Source organism: Helicobacteraceae bacterium (genome assembly GCA_031258155.1).
Lineage (GTDB): Bacteria > Campylobacterota > Campylobacteria > Campylobacterales > SZUA-545 > JAIRNH01.
In genome coordinates this window covers 1-11,679 of the sequence record JAIRNH010000033.1, presented here as the reverse complement: position 1 = coordinate 11,679, position 11,679 = coordinate 1, and the positions used below count along the sequence as shown (strand labels likewise).

Genomic DNA, 11,679 nt, shown 5'->3' with positions numbered 1-11,679 from the left:
GTGGAAGGGCCATCGCTCAAAGGATAAAAGGTACCCCGGGGATAACAGGCTGATCTCCCCCAAGAGCTCACATCGACGGGGAGGTTTGGCACCTCGATGTCGGCTCATCGCATCCTGGGGCTGGAGCAGGTCCCAAGGGTTTGGCTGTTCGCCAATTAAAGCGGTACGCGAGCTGGGTTCAGAACGTCGTGAGACAGTTCGGTCCCTATCTTCCGTGGGCGCAGGAGCGTTGAGGAGAGCTATCTCTAGTACGAGAGGACCGAGATGGACGCGCCTCTGGCGAACCGGTTGTTCTGCCAAGAGCATCGCCGGGTAACTAAGCGCGGATGCGATAACCGCTGAAAGCATATAAGCGGGAAGCCGACTCCAAGATGAACGCTCCCCGAAGGCTACAGATAGACTATCTGTTTGATAGGTCGGAGGCGTAAGCGCGGTAACGCGTTCAACTGACCGATACTAATAAGCCGTTTGGCTTTTTTAAGTCTTTCGGGCGTCGTTCATTCAGAGATTAGAGGATAGATAGCGATACCTATCCTAAAAACGAACCTGATTAGAGAGGATTTGCGTTAGGATTGACGATAGGTCTTATATCTTCTTAATATAAGACCCCGCGCTAGAGAAGAGAGTAGTTAAAAGAGTTTAGGCGAGCGATCGAAGAATTGCGATTGAAAGCGATCGAACGAAGCGAAAAACGCAATCTAAACGATTGAACGCAAATCGCAATCGTTAAACTAACGACTATTCTCTTCTCCGGCGATTATCGAGCGGCGGAAATACCCAGTCCCATTCCGAACCTGGAAGTCAAGCGCCGCTTCGCCGATGATACTGCGATCGACGATCGTGGGAAAGTAGGGCGTTGCCGGGGGTCTTTGTTTATATTCGTTTAATTATTTAACTTTGGGTTTTTATGGAATGTTTTGCGAAAGGTGGGAAGTCATTGTAATGACGGACGCGGACGGCGGTAATTTTTTATTCAATTGATTAGTCCAAGTTTGATTTGGTTATATTGCGTTTGATAAATTTCATCTTGCAAGTAAGGATATAAATGCGATCGCAAGCGCCTCGGACGGATTCAAACCGATCTCTCTTAACTAACGCTAAAACATCAGCTTTGGTTAAGTTTATCCTCTCTCTCTGGCGTGTATAGCCTAACGAAGCCTCTCCACATCTAGCTTCGTTACAATAACCGCTCATCTTTTCTGTCCGTCCGCATACTCGCCCAACGTATAATCAAAAGCGCGGTCAAACGTTTTCCTCTCGCCTTTAATTAGTTTGGCGTAGCGCTTGAATATCATACTAAAGTCGCTATGCCCTAACCATTCGCTGATTAAGCTCGCTGGATATCTGCCGCTATCTAGCATATTTGTAGCGAAGGTATGGCGCAGGTCGTATAAACGCCTGTTTTTCAACCCTAGCCGTCGCAACAGCGGTCGCCAATACAGCTTAGCGATATTCTTTGTATCGTTCCAAGCGTTACCCGCGTCGGTTAGAAAAACATAATCGCTTTTCACGCCGCGTTCAAACGCGCGATCTCGTTGCGCGCGCAAATACGGCTCAAGCGGTTCAAAAATCGGAATCGTCCGATTTGAATTCGCCGTCTTTGGTTCGCCGTCCATTCCGTTGCTTCGCGTAGCTACGACGCGGATAAAGTTCGCGCTCCAAAAAATATTCTCCCATTTCAGAGCTATAGCTTCTCCCGTGCGCATTCCCGTATAGCACAGCAAAGCGATCAACGATTGAAGCCACCCGTCGCTATGTTGCAACAACAGCGCCGCTTCTCTCGCTGAAAATGGATCAACCTCCGCTTTCTGCTCTTTTGGCAACCTCACAACGTCGGCTAAATTGTAATGCGCCGATCCGTCGTAAATAGCCTCTTGAAAAATACCTCTAAAAACGCTAAGATAATCGCGCGTAGTTTTCGCGCAACGACGAAGCGCTAGATTAGCAAAATAGTCTCGCGCGTCAGAGCCTAATAGGTCGCTTATGGGAAACCGACCAAATTTAGCGTCTAAGCGTGAAGCTATCGCGGAGTATTTTTCAATGGTGGCGGGTTTAATGCCTTGCGACGTCCTGATTTTAAGAAATGACCTTATGTAATAGTTAAAAGTCCGTTTCTTAGGAATGCGTTCAGACGTTAGCTCGCTCACCATTTCAGGTAGCAGTTTTTTAGCTTCTGCCCTATTTTCTAGGGTGTCAGCAATTCCTAATGCCTTTCTTATCCTTCGCCCGTTCAAATAATGACTTATGAACAGCCTTCCCCGATTCGCATAGAGTGTCGCCATCGGTCGTAATCTCTCCTTCCTTATCCGAGCGCACCCAAACATCTAACGCCTCCTTGCGATAGAACAGAATACCCTCTTTTTGGTAAAAGTGCCGCCCTTCTATAAACTCGCCCAGACGTTTGCGTTTCTTAAGCCACGACAAGGATCGCCCTAGATATTCGGCGGCTTGCCTCTCGTTTAGCCAGCCGTCGGAGTCTTTTACAGATTGCGCGATCTGATTAAGGGCGACCTCCATAATCGACGCGATAGCTTCGACCGCTTGTTCCGCGATAACTGCGTTATGGCTTAGGCGCATTAGTCGGACTTAGAGAGATTAGCAAGAGCGTCTCTCTGGAAGCTCTGAAAACCAATGAAGCGTCTTAGCATAGCGTGTGCGCTCTTTGCGTTTTTTCCCCCACGTAACGATAGCGTATTCAAAGAGCGCCTTGTATTCGTCGCCGTCTAGCTTTAACGCTTCGGCTAACTCGTCGGCGGACAATTCATCTCTCCATTTCTTTACACAATACGCTTCATAGGCATAGTTTTCCCGTTTCTCTTTTGCCTCCAGCTCATCTCTAACTATGGCGGCGATTTCCTCTCGCAGCCGTCCGTCTAATATGTTCATTCCGTCTCCTTTTGCGCCGAACTCGGCGGCGTTTCGTTAGCCTCTTGATCTCCTTGACCAAGGCTGATCCCGTGTTCCCTCGCGTAATCAAGCCCGAAAATAAACGGCTCTAGCGGATAGCCCGCCGCTCTGTATCTTTCTAGCGTCTCGCGACGAGGAGAACGCTTCCCCTTCAGGTGATTGCAAACCGAGGGAATGGAAACGCCCGTTTTCTCGGAAATATCGGTTGGACTGATCTTAAACCTTTTTCTCATTTGGTTATCTTGCCTATTTGTAAAATAAAAGTCAAGAGGTTAGCCTAAACTTTTTTGCTGAATTGCCGATTATTTCACGTATAGGCAATAAACCGACGTTAAAATTGCGTCGAAACGAGGTTAAAAATGGACGCGGAGAGACTAGAGAGAGCGCTAAAGGCGAAATACGGCGATAGGGGCGCGCGATCGCGTTTGGCAAGAGAGCTAAACGTTAGTTCAAGTTCGATAACCCACTATTTAGGCGGCAAGCGCCAAATCCCCGACGATAAGATTGTGAGTATCGCAAGAAAGCTAGACGTATCGATAGACTACCTTATGGGCGAGAAAATCTATCCCGTCAAGCTGATCCCGATAATAGGCGCGGTCTCGTGCGGAGCGCCCGAAAGGATCGAGGTAGGAGAGGCGCGCGAAACTTACTATCGCGCCGATTATTGGAATGACCAGCTATATGCGGTCGTAGCTTGCGGCGATAGTATGTCTCCAGAGATAGACGACGGCGACGAGGTAGTATGCGATCCAAGCGCGCCTATTCTACACGGCGATATAGTGCATTATAAGATAAGGAGCGAGAGCGCGATCAAGGTGTTGCTCAAAGACGAAAAATCAAATCTGATCCGTCTGAAGCCCTACAACCTCACGCCTGATTTTCGCACGCTGACGATTAGGCTCGACGACGACGAGGCTAACGATCTAAAAATGACAAAAGTCGTCAGCGTCAATAAAGCTCAGTTCAATAACCGCGCCGCTCGGTTGCGGATTTTAGGCGAAATATAAGACGTAAAACAAGCTGATATTCTAATCTATATCAAGCGTTTGTGTGTATTGTTTCGCGTTTTTTTACACACAAAATACCTCGTGAGTATTCTATTATCCGCTAACCACTTCGCCTGTCAGCCTCGCCTTGTTATTTTTTGTTTCTTTCTAGCTTAACCATTTCTAAAAACTCTCTTGTTCTGTGAATGAAGTTTTTATCAATATTAAACCCCGCTAATGTAATAGATTGTCGAGCGCCGACAATTGTAACTTGAACGTTTGTCGCGTTAGCTATTTTTTCTAAGTCGGATAACTTTATAAACGTCGTTCCATATTCAAACTGCGCGGTAGCACAAGAGCTAAGTCGCGAACATCTTGCGTTCTTGCCGCTACCTCTTGAAATATCTTCCCATTTTAACGTTATTTTTACGTCGTTGTCGAGTGTCAATATAGTCCGCGACAAATCTATAAAACCATTCCTGTAAGAACTGTTAAAGCGATCTTCTATTCCAGCCTCGACCTTACTGCCATAAGATTTTTTGTAGCCGAAGTTTAGGAAAATGCCGTCCCACGATTGGTATGACGATAAATCTATATAATCGCCAAGTCGATTATTATCTGTAGCTATCAGCGTTTCCTTGCCGTCTATATATTCTCTAAGCGAGAACTCATAATTGTCGCTAAACCCTAACACAACCGCCAGCATAACCAGCGTCGCTAACCTCATCATCTGAAATGCCTCCTCTTTATTTGCTATAGTCAAGCAAAGAGCATTCCTTTTCCTGCAATTTTCAATTTTTTGCATAAATATCGTTATTTATTGCCTAATTGTTAAAATACCTCTTGACTTTTATTTTACAATTAGGCAAAATAGCCGCAACAAAAAAATAAAAGGGGCAGCAAATGTTACAGTTGGTCAGCTACGATACAGAGAGCGGGGTAAGCGTAACTACAGAGGCAAGGGCGCTCTCAAACGCCGTTATAACGATTGACAGCGTCGAAACGCTTAACCAAGCGACAGACTTTGTGCGCAAGATTAAGGAGCTAGGCAAAAAGATCGAGGCGCACAGAACCTCCATCACGAAGCCTCTCAATGACGCGACGAAGGCGGTCAACGACCTATTTCGCGAGCCAAGAGAGATACTAGACGCTACGGAACGCAAAATCAAATCGGCGATCTTGGAGTATCAAGCGGAACAACAACGCATAGCCGACGAAGCGGCGCGCAAAGCTCTCGCCGAACGCCTAGAGTTAGAAGCGCAGGCTAGGAAGGCGCAAGAGGAAGCGGAGGCGGCTAGACGAGGCGGCTACGGCAAAACGCGACGCGATCTTCGGCGCGTTCATAGACGCTATTTTCAAAGACGAAGGCGGCGATCGCGCAAAAAATTTACGCAAAATAAACAAAACGCTCGCATTTTAATCTTGCAAATTAAAGAAAATTTCGCTAGACTACAATTATGATACTTAGTATCAGTCTGTATTGAACGGTTGGCTTGACAAAAAAGCAAAGACCGAGTATAATGTCAAGTATGCCAATCGAATTATTAAGGAATATTCGTTTATGGAGTCCGTATTAGTGTTAGGCGGCGATCGCGTCGAGGCGATCAAAGAGGTTCTTTACGCGCGAGGGGTTACGCAGGTTACGCATTGGGATATGCGCAAAGCGCGCGATTGCGATCGCAAACTTCCAGAATGCGCCGATTGCGTAGTGATGATGATTGATTATATCAGCCACAACGCGATGAACCACTTCAAAAAAGAGGCTAAAAAGAAAAACGTTCCCGTTGTGTGCGCTAAACGCGGCACGGGTTCTATCGTTTGCGCGTTGGATCGCTTGGGTTTTGAAAACGCGAAGTTGTCCGCGGCGGCGCAACCGCCGGCTAAGAAAAGCGGCTGCTTCAAGCGTTGCGCCGCGATCGGCGCGAGGTAACGTTCGACCGATCGCGTATCGCGCGGTTTTTGGCGCGATCTTTCTAACGTTTTGGCGTAGCGCCGATTGATTGTAGCAAGCGATTGGCTACAATACGGCGATGAACGAAAAAGCCTATAAATTATTAGCCGTTCAAGAGGCGATTAGCAACGGCGAAGCCAAAAGACTGATTGACGACGGGTTTGTATATGTTGGCGGCAAACGACTTGAGATCGCGCGATCGGAGCTAAGCGTCGATACGGTTTTCAAGATCGAAAAGCCAAAACCTATCGAAACGCTCTACGAAGACGACGAAATGATCGCTATCGACAAGCCAAGAGGCGCGGAGAGCTACGCGGTTGAAAAACGGCTTGGACTCAAACTTGTTCACCGCTTGGACAAAGAGACGAGCGGCGTTTTATGCCTAGCTAAAAGCGACGAGTTCTTGCAACGTGCGATCGACGAATTTAAGCGCAGAAAAACGATCAAACGCTATCTAGCCGTAGTCAACGGCGCGGTAACCGAGGAGCGCGTTATCAATCTGCCGGTTTTAACCTTTAAAGGCGCGCAAGCCAAAAGCGTTATCGACGAAAAACGCGGTAGAGAGGCGATTACGATTATTAAGCCGCTTCAATTTGAGGGCAAACGCTCGTTATTGGAGGTCGCGATTCCAACCGGTCGCGCTCATCAAATTCGCGTTCATCTTTCTCATATCGGACTGCCGATTTTGGGGGATTTGCGCTATGGAGGCAAGCCGTATAAGCGGCTTATGCTGCATTCGGTTTACATATCGTTGCTTGGACGCGAAATCTCCGCCGAACGCCCGAAAGAGTTTGTAGAACTTTTTGGCGCGTAAGCGATTAGATCGTCTTCGCCCCTCGATTTTGCGGCAAAGCGAAAAAGGCGCCCACGCGATCCATATTATACGCTCGCGACGTCAAACTATTTCGCGCGTCTAAATATCCGCGACGCGCAACCCGCGATTTTTATCGAAAGAGCGTTTAGGGACGGATTAAAAAGAGCCGCGATATCCGAATCGATGCGTTAAGCGGCTCGCCTAATTTGGCGCGCGCATGGTAAAAATGGATAACGCGCGCGAAAAATACGCTAATCTCGCCGCGCCGACGTTTGAGAATCCCTAAATGTTTATTTACGCGATACGCCGACATTTGCGCGGGACGCGGTATATAGGACTGTTTAAGGACAGTAAAGCGTTTATAGCGATTACGCTTTTGCGCGACGGAAATATTATCTGGAACGTTAATGCATAACAAAGATCGCAAAACGAATCGATTTAGACAAGGTTGGTTGATTTATGGGAAGTAGAATAAGCGCTCGGCGGTTCCGCACTAGGCGATCAACGGCTCGCTTAGCGTCCTTACGCGGATTAACTCCCGTCGGAAATCCGCTTCTCGCGCCAAACGCTTCCGGCAATTATGCCCCGTTTGCCGCCGAAAATCAAGACGCGAGTAGCGTTTATCCGCTCTTTTTTCACCCCGCAACATTAAAATCGCGCGGGTCGAGCGATAGCTGGAAAAAGCCGCGAAATCAAATATTTCGCGCGAGTAAAAAAGACGGCTTAAAAAAGCGCGCGAATTTTTGCGCGCCGACGCTCGACTAGCTCCGATTAAATACGCGGTAAAAATTTAGAAAACGTCGGTCAAAAATCTAAAACGACTTTATCGCCCCAGAAACTTTAATTGCCGCCGCCGGACGCGGCAAGAGGCGATCGGCGCGATAATCACGCTTTTGCGGCGGGTTTAGAAAAAGGCGTGGTAACGATATTGGGTATAAGCGGATAACGGAGAAAATTGTAGTTTTTGAACTCCCTAAACGGCTCTAATACTTTATCCTGATCGTATTTTTTTGCGATCAGATCGATTTCGCCGTCAAGTCCAAATCGAGAAACGTAGTTTTTGAAAGCGTTGATCCAGTGATTGCGCCGCATTTGCGAGCCTAGCGCCTTAATCTGCTCCAGATAGAGCGTTTTATAGACGCCGATCGCGCGGTTGGACGAAAACGGATTTAATAAAAACGGGCGAAGCGCTTTGTCCACCGCCTCAAAATGTCGCTTTGTCGCGAATAAATGCGCGGCTTTGAAACGTTCGCTTAACGTTTTGTCCAGCTGTTTGTATGCGTTAGAGGTAATCAAAAAAGTATGCTTCATAGCCGTCTGCATAGCCGCGCCGTATTGCCTGCCGTTGACAATCTCGTTAAATCGCGCCACTATGTCCAGTTTATCAAATTCGATTTTAAGCGCGGGCGCGTCGTTTTTTGCGTTCTCTTTCAAAAACTTAGCGGGCGCGAACGCGTCGTCGTATCTGCCCGCCGCCATAAAGCCCAGAAATCGCTCCGTCTCTTTTTTGATCATCTCCTGATACGCGATAGCCGGCGGCGAGTCTTTCAGCATTCTGAACTTATCTATCAATCTCGCCAAATCAGGCCAATCTTTGCGATCGTAGGCGTTTTGCGCCCGCTTAAAAATTTCGGGGTTTTTAAGCATATTTTTTATCGCCGCCTCTTTGATCGGGATTTTCATATAAAGCGCCAGATCCTCTTTGGCTTTTTTTGGATCGGGATTATCGCCGTTCAGGTTTTTAAGGGCTTCGTCGAATCGCTCCTTGAAGCGATTCTCCATCAGGTTGAACAGCGGCAGCTTGCGATAAAAGTCGCCGTCGTTCGCGAGCGTGTAAGCCTCGTAATACTGTCCGGACTGAATCATCTGCCAAAAGGTCGCCACCTTCGAGGCGTGTTTTAATACAAAAGTAAAGCGCGCGTTATACGCGGGATAGTTCAACAGATCGCCCATATCGGATTTTGCGACGTCTGGCTTGCCCTGCGCGATATTTAGCGCCGCTTTTGCAAAACGTTCGTCAAATTGCGCGTCCATATTATCCATCAATCCCGCCGCGCTGAATTTCAAAATTGGGTTGGCGAGCGTTAGCTCGTTTATAGCCGCCATATTTCGTTGAGCGATCAGCTCCTTTAGCTTCTCTCGCCCGATCGACAGATCGATTACGGCGATACGCCCGTCCTCGAAGGCGAAATAGATCGCCTCGCCTCGCCGTTTTATATCCACGATCGCCGCTTTTGAGTTGAAAACCGGCTCCTTATCGGCTTCGGGCGCGCTTAAATCTATCAGATACAAATATCCCGTCTTGTCGGAAACAAAGCAAAACTGATCGTCTTTGTCAACGTATATCGTTATAGGCCAGTTGATCGTCGCGATAAGATCTCTGACGACGTAGCCGCTGATCGGATCGAATAAAAAAACGCGGTTATCTCTGCCGCCAACGACGAGCAACGAGGTCTGGTGCAAAAACGCCGCGGCGCAAACGACCTCTTTGTTAAGATAATCGCACAGCACCGCGAACCTGTTTAGATCGTAAATAGTTATGTTTTTCTTGAAGCTGCCGTAGGCGATTAACGAGGAGTCGCCGTTAAAAGCCACTGCGGAAATATACTCGTTGCAACGCGGCGCGATTGTCAAGAGCTTCCCAATATCCACGCGATAGACGCAAACCTGCCCGATATTATCGCCTACGGCAAGCAACGAGCAGTCGGACGAAAACGCCGATACCTCCGTAGCCGCGGCAGACCACTCCAACTCCGCTTTTTGCGCGAATTTGCCTAACGTTTTGTCGTATTCAAACAGAACCGTTTTTATCTCTTTGGGAAGGTAAAGGCACAAGAAATCGCCGCCCGACGAATCGCCGCGATAATAGGCGTAAGTCTCCTTTTGCTCCTCGTCTTGTTCTTCTTGCCAAAAGGACTGGGCGCGCGACTGCTTGCCGCTAACGGGGTCGAGAAAATAGACTACGCTTCTATTACTCAACGTCGCGACGAGATTTTGACTTAGGATCATGTGGTGAATCGGAGCGGATACTCTATACTCTTGGTTAAACTCCATCTAATACCTTCCGATATACTTGAAGATGAAATCGCTCTTTTTCGGTTTAATTTTAGCTTACGCCCTCTTTAGCGCCGAGACGGAAGATATTTTTTTCGGACTGGTTAATCGCGGCGATCTGCGCGGCGAGAGAGTTAGCGTTTCGGGTTTTGTCAACGCTACGGGTTGCGAAAAACTCCCGTGTAAAATTATGGCTTATCGTTGGCTCGGCTCGACTAAGGTTCTTTTTATTCTGAATTTTCCGAACAAATTCGCGCCGATCGCAAGGCGCAAGCGCGCGTTAGACCCCGTTCGCGTTAGTTGCGTGATGATAAGCGATTTCGAGTATTCGGAGTGTTATCTTTAGCGCTAAAGAATTCGCCCCCGTTCGCGTTAGCTATGTAATGGTAAGCTGTTTTGGTTATTCTAAACGCTATCTTTGGCGCCAAAGAGTTTATCGCAAGGATTCGCTATGGACTGTCTTGAAATTACGGGCGGCAAACCCCTAAACGGCAAGTTAAAGATTTCGGGCGCTAAAAACGCCGCGCTTCCAATCTTAGCCGCGACGATCCTGTCGAAAAATCCTGTAAAAATCGCCAATCTGCCCGACGTCGCCGACATAAGGACGTTTCTAAGGCTACTGGAACTGCTCGGCGGAGGCTATGTTAAAGCAAACGGAAGCGTTACGATCGACGCGAGCAAGATCGCCCGCGTTACCGCTACCTACGACATAGTAAAAACGATGAGAGCGTCCATTCTCGTATTAGGTCCTCTGCTGGCGCGTTACGGCGAGTGCCGCGTCTCGCTTCCGGGCGGTTGCGCGATCGGGCAAAGACCAGTCGATCTGCACCTAAAAGCTATGGAAAAAATGGGAGCTAAGATCGTTATCGAGGAGGGCTATATTCACGCGATCGCGCCTCAAGGATTGAAGGGAACGACGATCGTTTTCGACAAGATCACCGTTACGGGCAGCGAAAACGCGATTATGGCGGCGGCGCTGGCAAAGGGCAAAAGCGAGATTATAAACTGCGCCAAAGAGCCGGAGGTCGTTCAGCTATGCGAAACAATCGCGAGCGGCGGCGTAAAGATAGAGGGAATAGGCTCCGACGCGATCGCGATCGAGGGTTCTAACGGCGCGCCGCTGAATATCCCGCCGATAAACGTTATAGCCGATCGTATAGAGGCGGGAACCTATCTTTGCGCGGCGGCGATCGCAAACGGAAACGTTACTTTGGAGAGCGTCGAGCCGCGCCATTTGACCGCCGTTACGGATAAATTGCTTCAGATGGGGTTCTCTCTTGAGATCGGCGCGGATACGATAACGATCAAGCCCGCCGCGAGCGTCAAACCGACGGAGATCGTTACCGCCGAATATCCGGGCTTTCCCACCGATATGCAAGCGCAGCTTATGGCTTTGGCTACGCAAGCCGAAGGAAGCAGCGTGATCGAGGAGCGGCTGTTTGAAAATCGTTTTATGCACGTAGGCGAGCTTGTTAGAATGGGCGCGAAAATAACGGCGCGCGGCAATACCGCGACCATCTTGGGCAAAACGGCGCTAAAGGGAACCGACGTAATGGCGACCGATCTAAGGGCTTCAAGCGCGCTTGTCCTCGCCGCGCTCGCCGCAAGCGGACAAACTCGCATTCACCGCATCTATCATCTCGATCGCGGCTACGAGCGAATCGAGGAGAAATTACGCGCGATCGGCGCGCAGATCGAACGCAAAAAAGAGTAAAAGCCGTTTGTCGTTACTATGGCGAGACTTTATAAAAGGAGGCTGCGTATGAAGCAAAAAGCGTTTGTGTTTGGTTCCGGCTCCACCGCGAAAAATCTGTTGCCCGCTATTAGTCAAAAATACGAGGCGATCGGTTTTCTGGACAACAATCCCGCCCGCTGGACGGGGGGGGGGGGGGGGGGGAACCCCATTTCGGCAAAAAAACATATCCGCCGGCCGCGGTAAACGATTTCGATTAAGGTCGCGGTGTAGT

General features: G+C 48.7%; 13 protein-coding genes and 2 rRNA genes. 9 read left to right on the top strand and 6 right to left on the bottom strand.

The window, feature by feature from the left end; translation table 11 throughout:
* Positions 1 to 481: ribosomal RNA gene (locus LBF86_04855) — 23S ribosomal RNA — on the top strand; the annotation flags it as partial.
* Positions 482 to 749: 268 nt separating this feature from the next.
* Positions 750 to 865 (top strand): 5S ribosomal RNA (gene rrf / locus LBF86_04850).
* 325 nt (positions 866 to 1,190) lie between these two features.
* On the opposite strand, the gene LBF86_04845 is transcribed toward rrf, so the two are convergent.
* The 4 genes from LBF86_04845 to LBF86_04830 are packed head-to-tail and all read right to left on the bottom strand — an operon-like array spanning position 1,191 to position 3,140.
* Entirely contained in the window at positions 1,191 to 2,150 is a 960-nt protein-coding gene (locus LBF86_04845; GenBank protein ID MDR0664833.1) for a site-specific integrase, read from the bottom strand.
* A gap of 43 nt (positions 2,151 to 2,193) precedes the next feature.
* Entirely contained in the window at positions 2,194 to 2,577 is a 384-nt protein-coding gene (locus tag LBF86_04840) for a hypothetical protein (GenBank protein MDR0664832.1), read from the bottom strand.
* An 18-nt stretch (positions 2,578 to 2,595) separates the two neighbouring features.
* Complete coding sequence (locus LBF86_04835) at positions 2,596 to 2,886, bottom strand: hypothetical protein (protein MDR0664831.1); 291 nt, start codon at positions 2,884 to 2,886, stop codon at positions 2,596 to 2,598.
* Positions 2,883 to 3,140, bottom strand: a complete 258-nt coding sequence (locus LBF86_04830; protein MDR0664830.1) for a helix-turn-helix domain-containing protein — start codon at positions 3,138 to 3,140, stop codon at positions 2,883 to 2,885. Before LBF86_04830 ends, LBF86_04835 begins: the two co-directional genes overlap by 4 nt.
* Before the next feature lie 126 nt (positions 3,141 to 3,266).
* Here LBF86_04830 and LBF86_04825 point away from each other — a divergent pair, with 126 nt between their 5' ends.
* Positions 3,267 to 3,914, top strand: a complete 648-nt coding sequence (locus LBF86_04825; protein ID MDR0664829.1) for an XRE family transcriptional regulator — start codon at positions 3,267 to 3,269, stop codon at positions 3,912 to 3,914.
* A 130-nt stretch (positions 3,915 to 4,044) separates the two neighbouring features.
* Here the strand turns inward: LBF86_04825 and LBF86_04820 are convergent, their stop codons facing one another.
* A complete protein-coding gene (locus tag LBF86_04820; GenBank protein ID MDR0664828.1) occupies positions 4,045 to 4,656 on the bottom strand; it encodes a hypothetical protein in 612 nt (203 codons plus the stop codon).
* Between the two features lie 140 nt (positions 4,657 to 4,796).
* Here LBF86_04820 and LBF86_04815 point away from each other — a divergent pair, with 140 nt between their 5' ends.
* From LBF86_04815 to LBF86_04805, 3 genes are all read left to right on the top strand, one after another.
* Entirely contained in the window at positions 4,797 to 5,354 is a 558-nt protein-coding gene (locus LBF86_04815; GenBank protein MDR0664827.1) for a hypothetical protein, read from the top strand.
* A 100-nt stretch (positions 5,355 to 5,454) separates the two neighbouring features.
* A complete protein-coding gene (locus LBF86_04810; protein ID MDR0664826.1) occupies positions 5,455 to 5,823 on the top strand; it encodes a DUF2325 domain-containing protein in 369 nt (122 codons plus the stop codon).
* 100 nt (positions 5,824 to 5,923) lie between these two features.
* A complete protein-coding gene (locus tag LBF86_04805; protein MDR0664825.1) occupies positions 5,924 to 6,658 on the top strand; it encodes an RluA family pseudouridine synthase in 735 nt (244 codons plus the stop codon).
* A gap of 885 nt (positions 6,659 to 7,543) precedes the next feature.
* Here LBF86_04805 and LBF86_04800 read toward each other — a convergent pair.
* On the bottom strand, positions 7,544 to 9,712 hold the full coding sequence (locus tag LBF86_04800; protein ID MDR0664824.1) for a hypothetical protein: 2,169 nt from the start codon (positions 9,710 to 9,712) through the stop codon (positions 7,544 to 7,546).
* A gap of 25 nt (positions 9,713 to 9,737) precedes the next feature.
* On the opposite strand from LBF86_04800, the gene LBF86_04795 reads away from it, so the two are divergent.
* The 3 genes from LBF86_04795 (at position 9,738) to LBF86_04785 (ending at position 11,651) form a co-directional block, all read left to right on the top strand.
* A complete protein-coding gene (locus LBF86_04795) occupies positions 9,738 to 10,058 on the top strand; it encodes a hypothetical protein (protein ID MDR0664823.1) in 321 nt (106 codons plus the stop codon).
* A 105-nt stretch (positions 10,059 to 10,163) separates the two neighbouring features.
* Positions 10,164 to 11,426 (top strand): UDP-N-acetylglucosamine 1-carboxyvinyltransferase, encoded by a 1,263-nt coding sequence (gene murA, locus LBF86_04790; GenBank protein ID MDR0664822.1) that lies wholly within the window; start codon positions 10,164 to 10,166, stop codon positions 11,424 to 11,426.
* 48 nt (positions 11,427 to 11,474) lie between these two features.
* The gene (locus tag LBF86_04785; GenBank protein ID MDR0664821.1) at positions 11,475 to 11,651 is read left to right on the top strand and encodes a hypothetical protein; all 177 of its coding nucleotides are present in this window, start codon (positions 11,475 to 11,477) and stop codon (positions 11,649 to 11,651) included.
* Positions 11,652 to 11,679 lie beyond the last annotated feature (28 nt).

Bases quoted from the DNA above. Each gene is read 5' to 3' on its own strand.
- LBF86_04845 (MDR0664833.1), bottom strand. From the start codon at position 2,150: ATGGTGAGCGAGCTAACGTCTGAACGCATTCCTAAGAAACGGACTTTT.
- LBF86_04840 (MDR0664832.1), bottom strand. From the start codon at position 2,577: ATGCGCCTAAGCCATAACGCAGTTATCGCGGAACAAGCGGTCGAAGCT.
- LBF86_04835 (MDR0664831.1), bottom strand. From the start codon at position 2,886: ATGAACATATTAGACGGACGGCTGCGAGAGGAAATCGCCGCCATAGTT.
- LBF86_04830 (MDR0664830.1), bottom strand. From the start codon at position 3,140: ATGAGAAAAAGGTTTAAGATCAGTCCAACCGATATTTCCGAGAAAACG.
- LBF86_04825 (MDR0664829.1), top strand. From the start codon at position 3,267: ATGGACGCGGAGAGACTAGAGAGAGCGCTAAAGGCGAAATACGGCGAT.
- LBF86_04815 (MDR0664827.1), top strand. From the start codon at position 4,797: ATGTTACAGTTGGTCAGCTACGATACAGAGAGCGGGGTAAGCGTAACT.
- LBF86_04810 (MDR0664826.1), top strand. From the start codon at position 5,455: ATGGAGTCCGTATTAGTGTTAGGCGGCGATCGCGTCGAGGCGATCAAA.
- LBF86_04805 (MDR0664825.1), top strand. From the start codon at position 5,924: ATGAACGAAAAAGCCTATAAATTATTAGCCGTTCAAGAGGCGATTAGC.
- LBF86_04800 (MDR0664824.1), bottom strand. From the start codon at position 9,712: ATGGAGTTTAACCAAGAGTATAGAGTATCCGCTCCGATTCACCACATG.
- LBF86_04795 (MDR0664823.1), top strand. From the start codon at position 9,738: ATGAAATCGCTCTTTTTCGGTTTAATTTTAGCTTACGCCCTCTTTAGC.
- murA (MDR0664822.1), top strand. From the start codon at position 10,164: ATGGACTGTCTTGAAATTACGGGCGGCAAACCCCTAAACGGCAAGTTA.
- LBF86_04785 (MDR0664821.1), top strand. From the start codon at position 11,475: ATGAAGCAAAAAGCGTTTGTGTTTGGTTCCGGCTCCACCGCGAAAAAT.